This is a genomic window from Streptomyces sp. NPDC051561 (genome assembly GCF_044454195.1).
In the GTDB taxonomy this organism is placed as follows: Bacteria; Actinomycetota; Actinomycetes; order Streptomycetales; family Streptomycetaceae; genus Streptomyces.
The window spans coordinates 424617-443952 of record NZ_JBITDM010000005.1 but is presented as its reverse complement, the minus strand read 5'-3'; the positions used below and the strand labels follow the sequence as shown (position 1 = coordinate 443952).

The following is a 19336-nucleotide window of genomic DNA, read 5'->3' as shown; positions in this document are numbered from 1 at the left end:
GCCCACCCCCACATTTCCGGGTCCGGACCCCCCACAGGAGGTCACTTGTGAAGCACCGACGCATACCGAAGCGGCGCGCCGCAGCGGCAGGAGCCGCCGCAGTCGCCCTGGTCGCCACGGGCATCACCTTCCAGACTGCGAACGCGAGCGAAGGCAGCGCCCCCACGGTTGCCCTCAAGTCGCTGTCCGCTTCGGGTGCCACCCAGCTCGCCTCGACCCTGACCAAGCAGCTCGGCGGTGAGGCGGCCGGGTCCTACTACGACGCCAAGGCCAAGTCCCTCGTCGTCAACGTCACCGACAAGGCGGCCGCCGACACCGTCCGCGCTGCCGGCGGCCAGGCCAGAATCGTCGAGCACACGCTGGCCGAGCTGAAGTCCGCCCGTACGACCCTCAAGGGCAAGGCCACCATCCCCGGTACCTCCTGGGCGACCGACCCGGTCAGCAACAAGATCGTGGTGACGGCCGACCGCACGGTGAAGGGCGCCAGCCTCGCCAAGCTCACCGAGACCGTCAAGGCGCTCGGCTCCAAGGCTCAACTGAAGCATTCCAAGGGGGAGTTCAAGCCCCTGATCGCGGGCGGTGACGCCATTTACGGAGCCTCCGCACGCTGCTCGCTCGGCTTCAACGTGACCAAGGGCGGCGAACCCCACTTCCTCACCGCCGGTCACTGCACCGCCGACATCCAGAGCTGGTCGGACAAGCAGGGCGGCGCGGAGATCGGCAAGACCGCCGACTCCAACTTCCCCGGCAGCGACTACGGCCTGGTGAAGTACTCGGGCGACACCCCGCACCCCAGCGAGGTGAACCTTTACAACGGCAGCACCCAGGCAATCACCAAGGCGGGCGACGCCACCGTCGGCCAGAAGGTGCAGCGCAGCGGCTCCACCACTCAGGTCCACGACGGCGAGGTCACCGGCCTCGACGCCACCGTGAACTACGGCAACGGCCAGGTCGTCAACGGCCTCATCCAGACCACCGTCTGCGCCGAGCCCGGCGACAGCGGCGGCGCGCTCTTCGCGGGCGACACCGCACTGGGCCTGACCTCCGGCGGCAGCGGCGACTGCTCCGCCGGCGGCGAGACCTTCTTCCAGCCGGTCCCGGCCGCGCTCGCGGCGACGGGCACCGAGATCGGCTGACCCCGGGCCGAGCCCGGAGCCGAGTACGGGTGAAGCCCCGGCCCACCGCTGCGCGCGGTGGGCCGGGGCTTCGTACCGTTTTTGGAGCGGCGCGCGCTCAGCAGCGGCCCGCCGGGCGCTCCCGCGTCACCAGATCGGTGTGACCGGTGGTGCCGTCGATCCACACCACCCGGGTGCCGGTGTCGGCCGCCCCGCCGTACTGCTCGCCCCGGTTGCAGGAGACGCGCTGCGGGTTCTTGCCGTCGACGTCGCTCTGCACCAGCTTGGGCAGGTTGTCGTTGGCCCAGCCGCCGCCCGCCCTGGGCTTCCAGTACGCGTACGAGAGCGCCTGGTCGGTGGCGTCCAGCGTCCAGATGTACGAGTGGTCGGAGTCCTCGGGGACCACATCGGTCATCCCGGTGCCGTCGAGGTTCGCGCGGCGCAGGGTCTGCCGGTTGTCGTCCATGATGTCGTCGACCAGCCAGTACAGGTGCTTGCCGGTGATCACCGGGGACGAGATGCCGAGCATGCCGCCCTTGGCGGGCAGCAGGGTCTGCTTGCCGGTGGACAGGTCCAGGATCTCGGTGGAGATGTCCTGGTAGCCCTCCGCGTTGCGGAACAGCTTGGCGTAGGCGAGCTTGTCGCCGTGCAGCGTGGGCAGCGCGGTGGTGATGTCCGCGTCGCCGTTGTCGGCGAAGCGCGGGACGCGCTCGTTGCCGCGCAGGTACGCCACCCTGGGCTTGCGGTCCGCGTCGGCCTCCTGCCAGGTCACCGTGGTGCCGGAGACATGTACGGCGCCGGCCTGGCTCGCGGTGGTGCGCAGGCTGCGGACCGGCCCGCCCCTGACCGGGCGGGACAGTACCTCGGAGCCCTGCGGGCCGACCGCGACCCACACCACGGTGGTGCCGTCGGTGTCGGGGGAGACGTGGTAGCGCCCGTCGTTGGGGCTGATCCTCGTGCCCGGTCCCTTGCCGTCGGTACGGCCCGCGTACACCGAGTACGCCTCGCTGCCGTCGTCGTTGGACCGGGAGGCGGCCCACCAGCCGCCGCCCGCGCCCGCTTCCACGCCCCTGGTGTTGAGGTCGGTGGCGAGCGGGTCGGAGTCGACGCCGATGGCTTGCTCCCAGCCGGGCACGATGCCGTGCGCGGTGAACGCCCGTTCCACGGACCGCAGTTGACGCCCCTTGACGCCGAGGTCCTTGGCGGCGGCGACGGTCGCGTGCCGGGCGGCGGTGAAGCCGTCCAGCGGGGTGAGGTACTCGCTCAGCGCCTTGTAGACGATGCGGTCGGCGAGCTTGCCGCCCAGCTCCTCGCGGATGTCCCAGAAGGCGCCGCCCACGATGGTCGAGTTGAGGTGCACCCCGCCGTTGTCGTTGCCGTGGGTGACGCCGAGGAAGTCCTTGGACGTCGTACGGCCGTCGTTGAGGTCGCGCATCGCGCACTCGCGGGGCTTCAGCGTGCGGCAGAGGTTCTCGCCGATCAGTCCGGCGTCGCGGGCCGGGGTGCGGGAGTGGTCGACATCGATGGCGTTGCCGAAGTAGTCGGCGACCGCCTCGTTGAGGGCGCCGGACTGGCCGGTGTAGACGAGGTTCGCGGTGTGCTGGACCACACCGTGGGTCATCTCGTGGCCGACCACGTCCAGGTCGGCGGAGAGGGTCTTGAACTCCTCGTTGCCGCCGCCGTAGACCATCTTCTCGCCGTCCCAGAAGGCGTTGACGTACGGGAATCCGTACTCGGTCACGCCGACCAGCGAGTTGATGGCCATGCCGCGCCCGTCCAGGCTGTCGCGGCCGTGCTTCTTCTTGAAGTAGTCGTGGACCTCGCCGGCCGCCCAGTGCGCGTCGACCGCCCCCGAATCGGTGGCCGCCTTCCCGAACTTCTTGCTCTTCGAGGCGACCTCCCTGATCCCGGCGGGCCACTTCTCCGCCGCGTCACCGACGTCGACACCGGTGGCGTCCCAGGTGGTGAGGGCGTTCCTGGTGGTCTTCCAGGCGCGCGAGTAGTCCCTGAGGAGGTAGGCGCCGTCCTCCTCGGTGATCTCCAGCCCGACCTTCTTGCCGTCGAGCCTGACGCCCTTGCCGGTGGTGCCGGGGAACCTGGGCTTCGGCGGCTTCTTGCCGCGGGCCTGCTGGGCAGGGTCCTGCGGGCCGGGGGCGGGGGCCTGCCGGAGGGGCTGGGGGCCCTTCGGCCCGTACGGCGCCTGCGACTCCCCGTTCATCGTCCTGATGCCGGAGTACGACAGCACGGGGTGTCCCGCGCGGGCGTCGACGTACACCTCCTGCTTGACCGGCCGCTGGGCGAGGGGGTCGAAGCCGGTGACGGTGACGTGGTGGGCGAGCACGCCCCTGCCGCGCGGCAGGACGACCGGACCGCGCGCAGTCCCCTTCAGATCGGTGGACCCGGCCTTCGGCCCGCCCTTCGGGTGCTGCGGTACGAGGCGGGGGGCGCCGGGGCCGCCGAGGCTGCCGCGCACCGAGGCGACGGCCCGCTGGACGGCGGTGGCGGCCGGGACCTCGGCCTCGGTCGACACCTGGAGGCCGGTGAAGTACTTGCCCGCGGTGCCGGTGACGACGCGGTCGGCGCCCTGTCCGGTCATCCGGACCAGGTACTGGCCGCCGAAGACCTCGACGCCGCGGTGCTTCTGCTGGAAGCGGACCGTTTCGGCGTCGCCGTCGCGGACGGTGTCCTTCGGGGTGAGGTCGCGGGCCGGGTCGGCGATGGCGTAACGGCTCTTCTTGGCGGCGAGGTGGCCGCGGGCCGCGTCGGCCGGGCTGCCGGTGGCGGCGGCCGGTTCGGTGATGCCGGAGACCAGGGCCGGGGTGGCGGTGCCCTCGCCGGGGACGACGTCCACCGGGGGCTGCCGCGGGGGAGCGGCGGACGCGCTCGCGGGGAGCACCCCGGTCAGCAGGGCCGCCGCACCGATCAGCGCGGCGGCCCCGGATATCCGGGCGGAGGGTCTGTATCTGTTCACGGCGTTCCCAACTTCCCTGGTCGCTTGCCCTGTTCCTCGTTCATGCAAGGCGCTGCCGGGATGTTGATCAAGGAATAGGGCTGCCCAGTAGTGCGCGATGCCCACTAGTGGACAGGGGCTTGTGGCGGCCGCTCCGGTGTCGTACCGGCCGCTCCGCAAGACCTTGGTCGAAAACTTGTGAAAACATTCACAAAGTCTCAAGGGGCTTTGGTCCTGAGGTGTTGTGGCAGGTCAGAGCGGGTTCGGGGGAGGGGCCCATGGAATCGGAGGGACTTTATCCCTGCCTGTTGAGGGCGTTCGCCGATCATCGGGGCGGCCGGAGAGGGGTGGAATGGAGGCATCAGCGAAAAGGCCGCAGCGAAGGAGTACCTGTCATGCAGGCCCAGGAGATGGTTGACGGACTCGTCCAGGGGGCGCTCGACGCGCTCGCCGCGTTCGAGGAGCTCGATCAGGAACAGGTCGACCACATCGTCAAGAAGGCCTCCCTCGCCGCGCTGGCCGCGCACGGAGACCTCGCACAGCAGGCGGTCGACGAGACCGGCCGGGGAGTCTTTGAGGACAAGGCCGTCAAGAACCTCTTCGCCTGCGAGCACGTGACCAACTCGATGGCGGGCCTCAAGACCGTCGGTGTCGTCGGCCGCGACGAACTGAGCGGCATCACCGAGATCGCCGAACCGGTCGGCGTGGTCTGCGCGATGACCCCGGTCACCAACCCGACCTCGACCACCGTGTTCAAGGCGCTGATCGCGCTGAAGACCCGTAACCCCATCGTCTTCGCCTTCCACCCGTCCGCGCAGAACTGCTCGGCCGAGGCCGCCCGGATCGTCCGCGACGCCGCCGTCGCGGCGGGCGCACCGGCCGACTGCGTGCAGTGGATCGACGCACCCTCCATGGAGGCCACGGGACTCCTGATGAACCACGAGGGCGTCTCCACCATCCTGGCCACCGGCGGCAACGCCATGGTCAAGTCGGCCTACTCGTGCGGCAAGCCGGCCCTCGGCGTCGGCGCGGGCAACGTACCGGCGTACATCCCGCGCAGCGGAAAGCTGGAGCGCGCCGTCCACGACATCGTGCTGTCCAAGGCCTTCGACAACGGCATGATCTGCGCCTCCGAGCAGGCCGTCATCCTGGACAAGGAGATCTACGAGGCGGGCATCGCCGAGTTCGAGCGGCTGCACGCCCATGTGGTGAGTGCCGCCGAGAAGACCAAGCTGGAGGAGTTCGTCTTCGGTACGACGGCGTACGGAGCCAACTGCTCCGGGGCGAAGCTGAACGCGGCCGTCGTCGGCAGGTCCCCGCAGTGGATAGCCGAGCAGGCCGGATTCACGGTCCCGGAGAACACCTCGATCCTGATCGCCGAGTGCGCCGAGGTCGGTCCCGGTGAGCCGCTGACCCGCGAGAAGCTCTCCCCGATCCTGGCAGCCCTGAAGGCGGACTCGACCGAGCACGGTCTCCAGCTCTCCGCGCAGATGGTCGAGTTCGACGGTCTGGGCCACAGCGCCGCCATCCACACCGAGAACGAGGAGCTGGCCGAGGAGTTCGGCATGCGGGTCAAGGCGGTCCGGGTGATCGTCAACGCGCCCTCCACCTTCGGCGGCATCGGCGACGTCTACAACGCCTTCCTGCCCTCGCTGACGCTCGGCTGCGGCAGTTACGGCCACAACTCGGTCTCCAACAACGTGACCGCGGTCAACCTCCTCAACATCAAGCGGATCGGACGGCGCAACACCAACATGCAGTGGTTCAAGGTCCCGCCGAAGATCTACTTCGAGCGCAACTCCCTGCGCTACCTCGGCGAGATGGCCGGGCTGAAGCGGGTCACCCTCGTCACCGACAGGACGATGAGCGCGCTGGGCTTCGTGCAGCGGGTCACCGACATCCTCAACGGGCGCGAGGACCGGGTCGTCCTCCAGGTCATCGACACCGTCGAGCCCAACCCCGAGCTGGAGACGGTACGGGCCGGCGCGGCCATGATGCGGGAGTTCGAGCCGGACACGATCATCGCGCTCGGCGGCGGTTCACCGATGGACGCGGCGAAGATCATGTGGCTGATGTACGAGCGTCCCGAGGTGGAGTTCGCGGACACCAAGGAGAAGTTCTTCGACGTCCGCAAGCGCGCCTACAAGTTCCCGGCGCTGGGCGAGAAGGCGCAGCTGGTGGCCATCCCGACCACCTCCGGCACCGGCTCGGAGGTCACCCCGTTCGCGGTGATCTCGGACCCGGCCGCCGCCCAGAAGTACCCGCTCGCCGACTACGCGCTCACCCCGAACGTCGCCATCGTCGACCCGACACTGCCGATGCGGCTGCCCGCCAAGGTCACCGCCGACTCCGGCTTCGACGCCCTGACCCACGCCACCGAGGCGTATGTCTCGGTCTACGCCAACGACTACACCGACGGCCTGTGCCTCCAGGCCATCAAGCTGATCTTCGAGAACCTGGAGCGCTGCGTGGTCGACGGGGCGGGCGACCCCGAGGCCCGCGAGAAGATGCACAACGCGTCCACGGTGGCGGGCATGGCCTTCGCCAACGCCTTCCTCGGCCTGGTCCACGCCATGGCCCACACCCTGGGCAACACCTTCCACGTCGCCCACGGCCGCACCAACGCCCTCCTGCTCCCGCACGTCATCCGGCACAACGGGACCGTCGCCGCCAAGGCCACCCCGTGGCCCAAGGCCGAGACCTACCGCGCCCCGGAGCGCTTCCAGGAGATCGCCCGCGCGCTGGGCCTCCCGGCGGCCACCCCCGAGGAGGGCGTCGAATCCTACGCCCGCGCGGTGGAGGACCTCCGCACCCGCTGCGGAATCCCGGACTCCTTCCAGGCCGAGGGTGTCGACGAGGACGCCTTCCTGGCCGCCCTCCCGCAGCAGGCGCTGAACGCCTACGCCGACCAGTGCGCGCCCGCCAACCCGCGGATGCCGATGATCGACGACATGAAGACGCTGATGACGCGGGCCTACTACGGAAAGTGAGCCAGGAGGAGGCTCGTTGAGCCCCGAGGGGTTCCTCCGGAACCGAATCCCCCTGACGGACCGGCCGGGGCATCCATGCCCCGGCCGGTCCGTCAGCGTTTCGGCCAGTACCAGAGCGGCTCGTCCAGCGGGCCCTCCCGCCCCGCCACCGTCGTCTGCCCGAAGTCCTTGACCAGCTCGATCGTGGTGAGGTCGATCCGGGCCCGCCGGGTGCCCCGTTCCAGTGCGTCGGCGAGCGGGCGTGCGTGGGTGACCACCACCAGCTGGATGTTGCGGCTCGCGGTCAGGATCAGATCGGCGAGCGGGGCGAGGAGGTCCGGGTGGAGGCTGGTCTCCGGTTCATTGAGGACCAGGAGGGTGGGCGGGCGCGGGGTGAGGAGGGCAGCCACCCACAGGAGATAGCGGAGGGTGCCGTCGGAGAGTTCGGCGGCGCCCAGGGGGCGGAGCAGGCCGTGCTGGCGGAGTTCGAGCTGGAAGCGGCCGCCGTGGGAGGCGATGGAGACGCGGCTGCCCGGGAAGGCGGCGTCGATCGCCCGGTCCATCGCCGCGTGGTCGCCGATCTCGCGGATGGTCTGGAGGGCGGCGGCCAGGTCGGAGCCGTCGGCGCTCAGGACCGGGGTGCGGGTGCCGACCTGGGCGGCGCGGGCCGGGGCGTGGGAGTCGGTGCGGACGTGGTCGTAGAAGCGCCAGTCGCGGATGCGCTCGCGCAACAGCAGGAGATCGGGGGCGAGCTGGGGGTCCGCGAGTTCGCTGAGCATGCTGTCGTACGGGCGGACGGCGCCCTGGGAGCGGTGCCAGCCCCCGGACGCCGTACGTACCCTGACCGAGGGGCCGACACGCTCGGAGAGGAGGGCGGCGGGGCGCAGTACCGGGCCGGCCCAGGTGCACTCGCGTTTGATCTCCGGGTCGCCGCCGAACAGGGAGTGCGCGTCCGGGGGCTGCTGGCCGAAGTCGATCGCGTACCCGAACTCGTCGCCCGCGAAGCCCAGCCGGAGGTTCACCGGGTCCTGGCGGACCACCGCCTGCACCGGGTAGCGGCCCTCCCGTACGTCACGGCCGATCTTCTCGGGGCCCGCCCAGAGCGTGGAGTGCAGGCCGCCCTCGCGGGCCAGCGCCGCCACCGCACCGTTGCGCGAGGAGTCGGCCAGCAGGCGCAGCGCGCGGTAGAGGCTGGACTTCCCGGTGCCGTTCGCGCCGGTGACCACATTGACCCGGCCGAGTTCGACGACCAGCTTGCGCAGGGAACGGTAGTTCTCGACCGCGAGGGTGGTGATCATGGGTGCCTCACGCCTCCGGGTGTGCCTCGGGAGTCAGGAAGCGGCCCACCGGCAGCGCCCACCGCAGCAGCACCGGCCTCGCGCACCGGGAGAGAACGAACCCGCCGAACACCGGCATCAGGGGCCCTGCGGGGTCTGCGTCGCGCCGGGGCCCTCCGTGCCCTCCACCGCAGGCCTGCGCAGCGAGGACATGACCATGGTGACGACGGTGCCGATGATCGCCCAGATCGCCAGGACCTGGAGCGAGCCGGAGATCGCGTTGCCCTTGAAGTACGCGATGGAGCGTGCCGCCCAGGTGCCCGCACCCGGCGGCAGCATCGGGCCGATCGTCTGCCAGAACGGCGGCAGCATCGGCGCCGGGAACGCACCGCCCGCACTCGGATTGCCGCCGATCACCACGATCAGCACCGCGAGGCCGATACCGACGATGCCGGTCAGCGACTGGAGTGCCAGCGTCAGCGCACCGACCGCGAACACCACCAGCGCCCCCAGGCCCCACAGCGCCATCACACTGCCGGGCAGCGCCCCCAGGACCGGGCCGACGATGACCGCACCGCCCAGACCGCCCAGGATCGAGTAGAGCGCCATCGCGCCCAGCCGCAGGCCCGCCCGCTGCGGACTGGCCGCCCGTGAACCGGCGCTGATCGCCAGGATCGACGCGCACAGATAGCCGCCCACACACCAGCCGACCACCAGGTAGAAGGCCGACAGACCGTCGAAGTCCTGCGGTGAGGCGGGGGCCACGTCGACCGTCTTCACGGTGCGCTGCTGGCTCGCCTCGAACCTCTCGCTGAGCGTGCCCAGCGCCGTCGACAGCGCCGCACCGCCGCCGGAGGCCACCAGCAGCGTGTCCTGCTTGCCCGCCGGGTTGACCAGCAGTGCCCCGTCGATCTTCCGGTCCATGATCTGCTTTTGGGCCTCGGCCTCGGTCGTCACCTCGCGCGCGTCCAGCGGATCACCGGGCAGCCCGTTCAACTGCTCGACGAGCTGCTTGGACATCTGCGGCGGCGCCTGTCCGGGCACCACCACGCCGAACGCCACGTCCTTCGGCTTCGGATTGTGCAGCGCCCCCACGTACGAGGTGATGAACAGCAGCTGCAGCGCGAGGCAACCGATCACGAGCAGTGCGGCCCGTGGCGTGACGGCTTGCTTCAAATCAGAGGCGAGACTCATGCCCCCACGCTCCCGGTCCTTCCCCGCCGGGGCAGGCGGGGAAGGACCGAACGGGTGAGGAGCGTCGCCCGTCAGGTGCGTCGCGAGGGGGGGTACGTCCGTAACTCCCCTCCTGTGGCCTCCGTCCGCACCCTCCCAAGGGCTACGCCAGCAGTGCCTGCACCAGTGCCGCCTCCGCCACCCGCGTACTGCGCCCGTCCGTGACGACCGCCTCCCCGCCGACCAGCACGGTGTCCACGGTGCGGTTGCTCGCGCAGGTCAGCAGGGTCGCGCCCGGGTCACGTACCGGAAGGCAGGCGAAGTCGCGCTCGAAGCGGTGCAGCACCAGATCCGCGCGCATCCCCACGACGACTCCGGCCGGGACCTCCTCCAGGCCGAGGACGGTGTTGGCGCCGTTCGTCGCGATGTCCAGCATGTCCGGGAAGCCGAGCAGGTCGGCCCGGCGCCGCCCGGCCCGCTGGAGGTACGCGCCGATCCGCATCGCCTCCAGACCGTCCTGGGTGTCGTTGCTGGCCGCCCCGTCCACCCCGAGCCCGACCCGCAGCCCGGCCGCCAGCATGTCCGGGACCGGTGCGATGCCGCTGCCCAGGCGCATATTGCTCAGCGGGTTGTACGAGACGGCCACTCCGCGCCGGGCCAGCTCCGCCTGACCCGCGTCGTCCAGCGCCACGCAGTGCACGGCCAGCAGCCGCTCCCACAGGAAGTCCGCCCGCGCCAGGTACTCCACCGCCCCCACCCCCGCGTGCTCCCGGCACATCTCGTCGTCGGTGGTGGTCTCCAGCAGATGGATCGATACGGGAAGACCGCGCGCGTCCGCGAACTCCCGCACCGCGCGCATCCCTTCGGGGGTGAGGGAGCGGGGGTTGGGCACGGCGAGCCCCAGCGACACCCGGGTCCCGGCGGCGTCCGCGGCCAGCTTGTCGGTGTGGTCGAACACCTCGTCCAGGGGTTGCAGCAACCGGGGGTCGCTGCCCCACTTGCGGGTGCCGTCCGCGCGGTCGGCGACGCCCCGGCAGAGCACGGCGCGGATGCCGGTGTCGGTGAGGGCGCGCAGCACGGCGGCGTACACCTCGGCGTTCCGGTGCGGCCAGGCGTGCTCCACCAGGGTGGTGGTGCCGCTGCGGAGCGCCTCGACGGCCGCGGCGGCAGCGGCGGCGTACGCCTGCGCGGGGGTGAGGGCGACGGTCTCCTCGCCGACCTCCAGCAGCCAGGACAGCAGCGGCCGGCCCTCGCCGATGCCGCGCATCCGGGCCTGGTGGAGGTGGGTGTGGGTGTTCACCAGGCCGGGGATCAGATGGCCGTTGCTCGCGTCGAGGACGGTGTCCCGGCGTGCGGGGGAGGGGAGTTGACCGGTGGGAACGATCGCCGTGACCCGGCCGTTCCCCAGATGTACGTCGCGGGAGGAGAGCCACTCCCCGCCGCTCCACACCGTGACGTTCTCGATCAGCTCGACCAGCTCGTGCGAAAGGGGTGCCGTGCTCATCAGGTGGTGTCCTTGTCCGTGAGGCCCCTCGGTTCCTTGCGGTCCCTACGGCGGTTGAAAAGGAGGTTGAGGGCGAAGGCGAGCAGGCCCGTCGCGGCGATGCCGCTGTCCAGCACGGTGCGCAGATACGTCGGGAGCGGTGCGTAGAACTCCGGTGCGCCGACCGGGATCAGGCCCACCCCGAAAGCCAGCGCGACCGTCAGCAGATTGCGCCCGTCGCTCAGATCGGCGCGGCCCAGAATGCGCAGGCCCACGGCGCCGACCGTGCCGAACATGACGAGGGACACCCCGCCCAGTACCGGTCCCGGGACGGCCGCCACCGCCGCACCCAGCACCGGCACGAACGCTAGCAGCACCATCAACGCCCCCGACAGGGCCACGACATGACGGCTCACCACCCTCGTCACGCTCACCAGCCCCACGCTCTGCCCGAACGTCACGATCGGGAACGACCCCAGCGCCCCGGACACCACGGTCGCCGCCCCGTCCGCCCGCAGCGCCCGGGTCACCGTCGGAGCGTCGTCGCCACGCCCCACGATCTGCCCGACCGCCAGGGTGTCGCCCACCGACTCGACCATGTTCACCAACTGCACCACCAGCATCGCCACGATCGCCGGCACCACGAAGAGCGGCGCCCCGAAAGCGACCGGGTCGGGCAGCGCCGCCAGGTCCGCGTCCGCCACCGCCGACCCGTCGAACAGGCCCAGCGGCAGGGCGAGTACGGTCCCGGCCGCCAGCCCGATCAGTACCGAAAGCCGGGCCACCGCGGGCGGAGCCAGCCGTTCCACCAGCACCACGATCAGCACCGTCGCACCGGCGAGCGCCAGGCCCCCGGCCCCCGTACCGCCGGGCCCGTGACCCGTGATCAGCCCGGCCGCCGACGGCACCAGCGAGAACCCGATCACCGCGATGATGGTGCCGGTGACCAGCGGCGGGAACAGATGCAGGCACCTGCCGAACCACGGCGCGACCGCCAGGGTCACCAGACCGGACACCAGCGTCGCCCCGAACACGGCGGCGAGACCGTGCTCCTTGCCGATCAGTACGGCCGGGGTGATCGCCGTGAAGGTCGACCCCATCACGAGGGGGAGCCGCGCCCCGAACCACTTGAAGCCCAGACACTGGAGAAGCGTGGCGATGCCGCTGACCAGCAGGTTCGCGCTGATCAGCAGGCGTACCCGGTCCTCGGGGAGGTTCAGCGCGGTGCCCACCAGGAGGGGCATGGTGGCCATCCCGCTGTAGGCGATCAGCAGATGCTGGAGGCTCAGCGGGATCATGCGGTGCAGGGGCGGGCGTACGTCGACGGGGTGCGGGCCGGGCGGCGCCCCACCCGCAGGGGCGCCCTGGGGGACGCTCTCGTTCCGGGCCTTCCCTGACGATTCCGCTGGTGCGAGATCAGTGCCGGTCTCTGTGGCCGCAGCCATCGTTCCTCCCGGAAGCAGCACGGTGGAAGACGGCTGGTTAGCGCCGGGAGAGACCGGTCGCCCGTCGGCCGTTAGCAGCCATGACCGACGTGTCAGCGACGGTAGGGAGCCGGTGTTTCGGCCGCGTTGCGTCAGATTGCGTACAGGAAACGACCGTGCGGCGAAATGACGCAGGGGCCTTTCCCTTCCCCCGGAAGGGAAAGGCCCCTGCTACCGCTGGGGTCTAGCGGCCGTGACGCCCGCCCGTGGCGGCCTTGCGGCGGACCGAGCCGAACATCACCGCGGCACCGAGCGCCAGCACCGCGGCGCCGCCGACGGCGATGTACGGAGTGGTGCTGTCGCCACCGGTCTCGGCGAGGTTCTCCCCGGCAGGGGCCTGGGCAGGCGCCTGGCCCGCGCCCTGGGCGGCCGGAGCGTTGGCCTCCGGAGCGGCGGCCGGTGCCGGGGCGTCGGCCTGGGGGACGTCGGCCTTGGGCGCGCCGGCCTTCGGCTCGGCGTTCGTCGTGTGGTCGGCGTCGCCGTGACCCTTGTGCTCGACCGTCGACTTGTCGGTGCCCGCCGCGATGTCCTTCTCGGTGGGGGCGACCGCGGCCGGTGCGGTCGCACCGCCGGAGTCCTTGCCGAACACCACGTCGGAGCAGGTGTAGAACGCCTCCGGGCTGTCCGAGCGCTGCCACACGCTGTAGACGAGGTGGCGGCCGGACTTCTTCGGCAGGGTGCCGTCGAAGACGTAGTCACCGGCCTCCATCTTCGGGTCGGTGACCGAGGCGAAGGGCTTGGCCTCCAGGTCCGACCACTTCAGCGGCTTGGCCGGGTCGTAGGAGTCCTTGGTGATGTACAGGTCGAAGGAGCCCTTGTGCGGGGCGGTGCCCTTGTAGCGGAAGGTGTGCTTGCCCGCGGCGAGCTTGGACGAGGGCCAGTCGGCACGCGGCAGGTCCAGGCCCTTGTACTTGTCGTTGCCGGCGCTGCACAGCTTGCCGTCCGGGATGAGCGCCTTGTGGTTGCCCGCGGCGTTGGCGATGTTGACCGCGTTCCAGTCGTAGAACGCCTGGACGCCGCTGGCGGCCACGGCCGCCTTGCAGGCCGCCGACTTCGGGCTCTCCGGACCCTCCGCGTAGCAGGCCGAGACCCGGCTGACCGGGTCCGTCATGGAACCGTGCGCGGCGGCCGGCGAGGCGGCCAGACCGGTCAGGGCGAGCGGGGCGAGACCCAGGGCGGCGACGGTGGCGGCCTTGCGACGAGCGGTGGACATCGTGGCGAACTCCTTGGCAGGGGACGTTGTTGCGACCGGGGAGGAGGGGGCTACCTCCCTCGTCCGCAACAGCACGCTAGACCCCCGAAACCGCGAAACTCCCTGCTGGAGGCGGGTGATGAGGTTCTTTATGGTGTGCTTAAGGACCCACTCAGTGACGATTAAGAAGGCTGCCGGAGATCGTTTGGGAGGTGACTGCGAGTGACGGGACCGACGAGGAGTGCGGGGCCCGTAGAGCCCGAAGAGGAGGAGTGGCGGGACCGAGGCCTCAGGCCACCCACCGGTAGCGCCGCTCCGGTCGCCCCGTGCCTCCGTACCGCAAGGTCACCTCGGCCCGACCGGTCACCGTGAAGTACTCCAGGTAGCGCCGTGCGCTCACCCGGGACAGTGCCCCGCCCTGGGCGCACTCCGTCGCCGAGAGCCCCTCCGGGTGGGCCCGCAGCGTGCGCTCCACCAGCTCCGCGGTGTGCGCGGCCAGGCCCTTCGGCAGTTCCCGCGAGCCCGGTGGACGCGTCCCGAACAGCTGGTCCACGTCCTCCTGGCGCGCCTGACCGTGCAGGGCGAGGGCGTCGAACCGGGTCCGCAGCGCCGCCACATGCCGCAACTGCTCGCGCAGCGCCGCCTGGTGGAACGGCTTGATCAGATAGTGCAGCGCGCCGGCCCGCAGCGCCGCCCTGACGATCCCCGCATCGCGCGCCGCCGTGATGAACAGGACGTCCGCCGTCGGCCGCCCCGCGTCCAGCGCCTCCGCCACCCGCAGCTCACGCAGCACATCGAGCCCGTCCATGTCGGGCAGATATACGTCCAGCAGCACCAGGTCGGGCCGCAGCCGCTCGGCGGCCCGCAGTGCGTCGGCACCGCTGTGGGCAACCCCGACCACCGCAAATCCATCCATCGCGGACACGCAGCGGCTGTGCACCTTCGCCACCATGAAGTCGTCGTCCACGACCAGCACATTCGTCACCCGCCCACGCTAGGTGCGCGACCACAACGACCACAACGTCCGTTGGTTCCGGAACGGCGACAGCTGGTTAACGCACCGGCAACATGACCCCACCCCCCTTCCTTATCTCCTCAAGACATCACGACATCCGAAAGGCGGCGCCCGTGCGTTTGCGCACCCCCCTCGCCCTGGCCGGGGCAGCACTCCTGGTGTTCGTGGGGCCACCGCTGCTCACCACGGGCAGCGGCTCCGACACCGGCACCCAGATACCCGGCCTGCGCTTCATGGTCCCCAACACTCCGGGCGGCGGTTACGACATCACCGCCCGTACGGCTGCCAAGAACGCCGAAGACGCCTCGCTGACCTCCGGCATCGAGGTGTTCAACCTGCCGGGTGCGGGCGGCACCGTCGGGCTGGCCCGGCTGGCGAGCGACCACGGCAACGGCAAGACGGCCATGTCGATGGGCCTCGGTGTCGTCGGCGCCGTACACACCAACAAGTCGCCCAAGACGCTGGCCGACACCACTCCGATCGCGCGCCTCACCGAGGAGCAGGACATCGTGGTGGTCGCCAAGGACTCCCCGTACACCTCGCTCGAAGACCTGGTGAAGGCCTGGAAGGCCAACCCGGCGAAGGTCCCGGTCGGCGGCGGTTCCTCACCGGGCGGCCCCGACCACCTGGCGCCGATGCTGATGGCGCGGGCGGCCGGGATCAAGCCGAAGGACGTCAACTACATCCCGTTCGACGGCGGCGGCGAACTGCTCGCCTCCATCCTCGGCAACAAGGTGGCCTTCGGCGTCTCGGGCGTCGGCGAGTACCTGGACCAGATCAAGGCCGGTGAGCTGCGGCTGCTCGCGGTCACCGGAGCGAAGCGGGTGCCCGGCCTGGACGCCCCCACCCTGCGCGAGTCCGGCCTCGACACCGACTTCACCAACTGGCGCGGCATCGTCGCACCGCCCGGGCTCACCGACGCCGAACGCACCAAGCTGATCACCCTCTTCGAGAAGCTGCACGGCTCGAAGGAGTGGAAGGACTCGATGAAGAAGAACGGATGGGACGACGCCTTCCTCACGGGGGACCGCTTCGGCGAGTTCCTCGACAAGGAGGACAAGCGCGTGGACTCCGTACTGAAGGAGCTCGGGCTGTGAACTCCACCCCCGCCTCGGTGAACACCCCCGAGGCCTCCGAGTCCCCGGGCGGCGGCCGGGCGGCCTGGCTGCGCGAGCACTCCGAACTCGGCGTCAGCGCCCTCCTGCTGGTGATCGGCGCCCTGGTCCTCACCGACGCCCTGACCATGCACGTCGAGATCGCCCAGCGCGGCCCGGTCGGCCCCACCACCGTCCCGGTCATCGTCGGCGGGGCCCTCCTGCTGGTCGCCGTACTCCTCGCCGTCGACGTCCTGCGCGGCGGACGCGGCGAGGCCGAGGGCGGCGAGGACATCGACCTCTCCGAACCCAGTGACTGGCGTACGGTCCTGCTGCTCGCCGGGGTCTTCCTCGGCAACGCCGTCCTGATCGGCCCGCTCGGCTTCCCGGTCTCCGGCGCCCTGCTCTTCTGGGGCTCCGCGTACGCCCTCGGCAGCCGCCACCACGACCGCGACCCGCTGATCGCGGCCGGTCTCTCCCTCTTCACCTACTTCGTCTTCAACAACCTGCTGGGCGTTCCGCTGCCGGGCGGCCCGCTGATGGGAGTGCTGTAACCACCATGGACTCCCTCAACTCTCTGATGGACGGTTTCGGAACCGCCCTCACCCCGCTCAACCTGCTGTGGGCCGCTCTCGGTGTGCTGCTCGGCACCGCGATCGGCGTGCTGCCCGGCATCGGGCCCGCGATGGCCGTCGCGCTGCTCCTCCCGGTGACGTACGGACTCGAACCCACCGGCGCGTTCATCATGTTCGCGGGCATCTACTACGGCGCGATGTTCGGCGGCTCCACCACCTCCATCCTGCTCAACACCCCGGGTGAGAGCGCCGCGGTGGTCGCCGCGATGGAAGGCCACCCGATGGCCAAGGCGGGACGCGGGGCGCAAGCCCTCGCCGCCGCCGCCATCGGCCACTTCGCGGGCGGCATGATCGGCACCGTCCTGCTGGTCGCCCTCGCACCCGCCGTCGCCGCGCTCGCCGTCGACATCGGCGCACCCGACTACTTCGCGATCATGGTGCTCGCCTTCATCGCGGTCACCTCCGTCCTCGGCTCCTCCCGCATCCGCGGCCTGGCCTCCCTCCTGATCGGTCTCACCATCGGTCTGGTCGGCCTCGACCAGATGACCGGCCAGTCCCGCCTCACCTTCGGCTCGCTCGAACTCGCCGACGGCGTGGACGTGGTGATCGTCGCGGTCGGCCTCTTCGCCATCGGCGAGGCGCTCTGGGTCGCCGCCCACCTGCGCCGCGGCGGCGCGGAAGCCATCCCGGTCGGCCGTCCCTGGCTGGGCAGGTCGGACGTCAAGCGCACCTGGAAGTCCTGGCTGCGCGGTCCGCTGATCGGCTTCCCGTTCGGCGCCATCCCGGCCGGCGGTGCCGAAATCCCCACCTTCCTCTCCTACGTCACCGAGAAGCGGCTCTCCAAGCACAAGGACGAGTTCGGCAAGGGCGCCATCGAGGGCGTCGCGGGCCCGGAGTCGGCAGCCTCGGCCTCCGCCGCCGGAACCCTGGTCTCCATGCTCACCCTCGGCCTGCCCACCACCGCCGTCGCCGCCGTCATGCTGGCCGCCTTCCAGCAGTACGGAATCCAGCCCGGCCCGCTCCTCTTCGAGCGCGAACCCGAGCTGGTCTGGGGCCTGATCGCCTCCCTCTTCGTCGGCATGGTCCTGCTCCTCGCCCTCAACCTCCCGCTCGCCCCGCTCTGGGCGAAGCTGCTGCGCATTCCCCGCCCCTACCTCTACGCGGGCATCCTCTTCTTCGCCTCCGTCGGCGCGTACGCGGTCGGCGGCGAGGCACTGGACCTGGTGGTGCTGCTGATCATCGGCCTGCTCGGCTTCGGCATGCGGAGGTACGGGCTCCCGGTGCTGCCCGCCGTGATCGGAGTCATCCTCGGCCCGGCCGCCGAACAGCAGCTGCGGCGTGCCCTCCAGATCAGTGACGGCAGCGTGTCGGGCCTGGTCAACACGCCCTTCTCGATCGCCGTCTACGTGATCGTCGCGCTCCTCCTCACCTGGCCGCTGCTGAAGAAGCTGCCCCTCCTGCGGCGCGGAGCGGCGTCGTAACGTAGGTCGCACGAACGAGCCGGACATCCGCCCCGCCACCCCCGACGACATCCCCGCTGTGAAAGCCGTGACCGATGCGGCCTACCGGCACTGCATCGCACGACAGGCCGCGAGCCCGTCCCGATGCCGGCCGATCACGGGGAGAACGTCGCGGCGGGGCGGGTGTTCGTCGTCGGCGACCCGGTGCACGGCGTGGCGGGCAGGGGGCCGATTGTCAGTGCCGGATGCCACCATCGGGGCATGAACAGCGAAGACCGTTGGGGCGCGGGCCCCGCGCGGCACACCGAGGTGGTCGACGTCCACCTGATCCTGCGCCGGGGCGAGGAGGTCCTGCTCGCCCGCCGGTCGAACACGGGTTACGCCGACGGCCTGTTGCACGCCCCGTCGGGCCACGTCGAGGACGGCGAGGACGTAAGGCAGGCAGTCATCCGCGAGGCCGCCGAGGAAATCGGCGTCACGCTCAGCCCCGACGACCTCACCGTCGCCCTGGTCATGCAGCACCGAGGCCCCGGCGGCCGCCCTCGCACCGGCTGGTTCTTCGAAGCGGCCCACGACGCCGGAGCACCCCCCTCCAACCGAGAACCCGACAAGTGTTCCGGCCTGAGCTGGCACCCGCTCTCCGCCCTCCCCGACGACATGGTTGCCTACTGCCGCGCCGGCCTCGACGCCTACCGCGCGGGCGAACGCTTCGTCCTGCACTGGCACGAGGACGGCGACCCGATCGCGTACCGGGAGGGGGCGGCCCGGCGGAAGGTGGCGTTGCCGGAGTCTACGCACCCATACCTGGAAGACCGTCACGGATACGAGGTGGAGCTTGTGGCGGAAGGGCCGTGAGCGGGGAACGGGTGTGCGGTTGGATGGGGGGATGAGGCATCCGAGCGGGGAGAGAGTTGTGAGTCGGAGCAGTGGTGTGAGACGTGGGGTGCGGGCGCTGCCTGTGGTGGTGCTGCTTCCGTTGGTGCTGGTGGCCTGTGGCACCGAGAAGGCGGGGAGCCCGGGCAGCGGCGGCGGGGGAGGCAGCAGCAGCGGGGGGAAGGCGGCCGTCGACTCTGCCGAGTTGAAGCAGCGGGCGGGGGAGTCCGCGCTGGAGCATGTGTATGTGACCGAGATACCCGGCTTCACGCTTGCGCGGCAGTCGGTGGGCGTGATCGGGGACGACGGCTTCTCCGGGACGTATGTGTCGCAGACCGGCGGGCAGGTGCAACTCGCCGTGGATCGGGGGAAGTTGCCGGACGGCGGGTGCGACGGCTGTGTGAAGGACGGGGCGCACTGGTACAGCGCCACGGGGGGCGAGAAGCGGTACCAGTGGGCCGAGGGCGGTCATGTGGTGCGGCTCACCGCGACGGGCGAGGTCGACCGGGACACCCTCAGGGCCGCCGCCGGGAAGACCCATCCGGCGAGTGCCGAGGAGATGGACGAGGTGCTGCCCGAGGCGCGGTCGCAGGGTGGGGCGGTCGTCGAGCGGGGAGACCTGCCACCGGTGGGCGACGGGGCTCCCCGCAATGACGTGGGGGCCAGCGGCTGAGCG

Annotated in this window: 13 protein-coding genes and 1 pseudogene; 7 read left to right on the top strand and 7 right to left on the bottom strand. The window is 70.9% G+C overall.

Annotation, left to right across the window (positions count from 1 at the left end):
- Nucleotides 1-47: 47 nt before the first annotated feature.
- Entirely contained in the window at nucleotides 48-1136 is a 1089-nt protein-coding gene (locus ACIA73_RS15465; protein WP_399438973.1) for a S1 family peptidase, read from the top strand.
- 97 nt (nucleotides 1137-1233) lie between these two features.
- Here the strand turns inward: ACIA73_RS15465 and ACIA73_RS15460 are convergent, their stop codons facing one another.
- Nucleotides 1234-4086, bottom strand: a complete 2853-nt coding sequence (locus tag ACIA73_RS15460; protein WP_399438971.1) for a M4 family metallopeptidase — start codon at nucleotides 4084-4086, stop codon at nucleotides 1234-1236.
- Between the two features lie 374 nt (nucleotides 4087-4460).
- Here ACIA73_RS15460 and adhE point away from each other — a divergent pair, with 374 nt between their 5' ends.
- Nucleotides 4461-7055 (top strand): bifunctional acetaldehyde-CoA/alcohol dehydrogenase, encoded by a 2595-nt coding sequence (gene adhE / locus ACIA73_RS15455; RefSeq protein ID WP_399438969.1) that lies wholly within the window; start codon nucleotides 4461-4463, stop codon nucleotides 7053-7055.
- Nucleotides 7056-7147: 92 nt separating this feature from the next.
- Here the strand turns inward: adhE and ACIA73_RS15450 are convergent, their stop codons facing one another.
- The 6 genes from ACIA73_RS15450 to ACIA73_RS15425 all read right to left on the bottom strand — a co-directional run bounded on the left by ACIA73_RS15450 (nucleotide 7148) and on the right by ACIA73_RS15425 (nucleotide 14628).
- Nucleotides 7148-8332 carry an AAA family ATPase gene (locus ACIA73_RS15450; RefSeq protein WP_399438968.1) on the bottom strand — a complete coding sequence of 395 codons (1185 nt, stop codon included), beginning with the start codon at nucleotides 8330-8332 and terminating at the stop codon, nucleotides 7148-7150.
- Between the two features lie 117 nt (nucleotides 8333-8449).
- Nucleotides 8450-9505: an ABC transporter permease gene (locus ACIA73_RS15445; protein ID WP_399438966.1), complete on the bottom strand. Its 1056-nt coding sequence runs from the start codon at nucleotides 9503-9505 to the stop codon at nucleotides 8450-8452.
- Nucleotides 9506-9647: 142 nt separating this feature from the next.
- Nucleotides 9648-10988: an amidohydrolase family protein gene (locus ACIA73_RS15440; RefSeq protein ID WP_399438965.1), complete on the bottom strand. Its 1341-nt coding sequence runs from the start codon at nucleotides 10986-10988 to the stop codon at nucleotides 9648-9650.
- Entirely contained in the window at nucleotides 10988-12412 is a 1425-nt protein-coding gene (locus ACIA73_RS15435) for a uracil-xanthine permease family protein (RefSeq protein WP_399438963.1), read from the bottom strand. The genes ACIA73_RS15440 and ACIA73_RS15435 overlap by 1 nt, the downstream gene beginning before the upstream one ends.
- 223 nt (nucleotides 12413-12635) lie before the next feature.
- Entirely contained in the window at nucleotides 12636-13664 is a 1029-nt protein-coding gene (locus tag ACIA73_RS15430; RefSeq protein ID WP_399438962.1) for a lytic polysaccharide monooxygenase, read from the bottom strand.
- Between the two features lie 268 nt (nucleotides 13665-13932).
- Nucleotides 13933-14628 (bottom strand): response regulator, encoded by a 696-nt coding sequence (locus tag ACIA73_RS15425; RefSeq protein WP_399438961.1) that lies wholly within the window; start codon nucleotides 14626-14628, stop codon nucleotides 13933-13935.
- A 143-nt stretch (nucleotides 14629-14771) separates the two neighbouring features.
- Here ACIA73_RS15425 and ACIA73_RS15420 point away from each other — a divergent pair, with 143 nt between their 5' ends.
- From ACIA73_RS15420 to ACIA73_RS15400, 5 genes and pseudogenes are all read left to right on the top strand, one after another.
- Nucleotides 14772-15755: a Bug family tripartite tricarboxylate transporter substrate binding protein gene (locus ACIA73_RS15420; RefSeq protein WP_399438960.1), complete on the top strand. Its 984-nt coding sequence runs from the start codon at nucleotides 14772-14774 to the stop codon at nucleotides 15753-15755.
- Nucleotides 15752-16306 (top strand): tripartite tricarboxylate transporter TctB family protein, encoded by a 555-nt coding sequence (locus ACIA73_RS15415; protein ID WP_399438959.1) that lies wholly within the window; start codon nucleotides 15752-15754, stop codon nucleotides 16304-16306. The genes ACIA73_RS15420 and ACIA73_RS15415 overlap by 4 nt, the downstream gene beginning before the upstream one ends.
- Before the next feature lie 5 nt (nucleotides 16307-16311).
- A complete protein-coding gene (locus ACIA73_RS15410; protein WP_399438958.1) occupies nucleotides 16312-17808 on the top strand; it encodes a tripartite tricarboxylate transporter permease in 1497 nt (498 codons plus the stop codon).
- Between the two features lie 270 nt (nucleotides 17809-18078).
- Nucleotides 18079-18642: pseudogene (locus tag ACIA73_RS15405) on the top strand (NUDIX domain-containing protein); the annotation flags it as partial.
- Nucleotides 18643-18718: 76 nt separating this feature from the next.
- Nucleotides 18719-19333: a hypothetical protein gene (locus tag ACIA73_RS15400; RefSeq protein WP_399438957.1), complete on the top strand. Its 615-nt coding sequence runs from the start codon at nucleotides 18719-18721 to the stop codon at nucleotides 19331-19333.
- Nucleotides 19334-19336 lie beyond the last annotated feature (3 nt).

What these genes read in the sequence shown, in the direction of transcription:
- adhE (WP_399438969.1), top strand. Translation starts at nt 4,461, where the DNA reads ATGCAGGCCCAGGAGATGGTTGACGGACTCGTCCAGGGGGCGCTCGAC.
- ACIA73_RS15450 (WP_399438968.1), bottom strand. Translation starts at nt 8,332, where the DNA reads ATGATCACCACCCTCGCGGTCGAGAACTACCGTTCCCTGCGCAAGCTG.
- ACIA73_RS15445 (WP_399438966.1), bottom strand. Translation starts at nt 9,505, where the DNA reads ATGAGTCTCGCCTCTGATTTGAAGCAAGCCGTCACGCCACGGGCCGCA.
- ACIA73_RS15440 (WP_399438965.1), bottom strand. Translation starts at nt 10,988, where the DNA reads ATGAGCACGGCACCCCTTTCGCACGAGCTGGTCGAGCTGATCGAGAAC.
- ACIA73_RS15435 (WP_399438963.1), bottom strand. Translation starts at nt 12,412, where the DNA reads ATGGCTGCGGCCACAGAGACCGGCACTGATCTCGCACCAGCGGAATCG.
- ACIA73_RS15430 (WP_399438962.1), bottom strand. Translation starts at nt 13,664, where the DNA reads ATGTCCACCGCTCGTCGCAAGGCCGCCACCGTCGCCGCCCTGGGTCTC.
- ACIA73_RS15410 (WP_399438958.1), top strand. Translation starts at nt 16,312, where the DNA reads ATGGACTCCCTCAACTCTCTGATGGACGGTTTCGGAACCGCCCTCACC.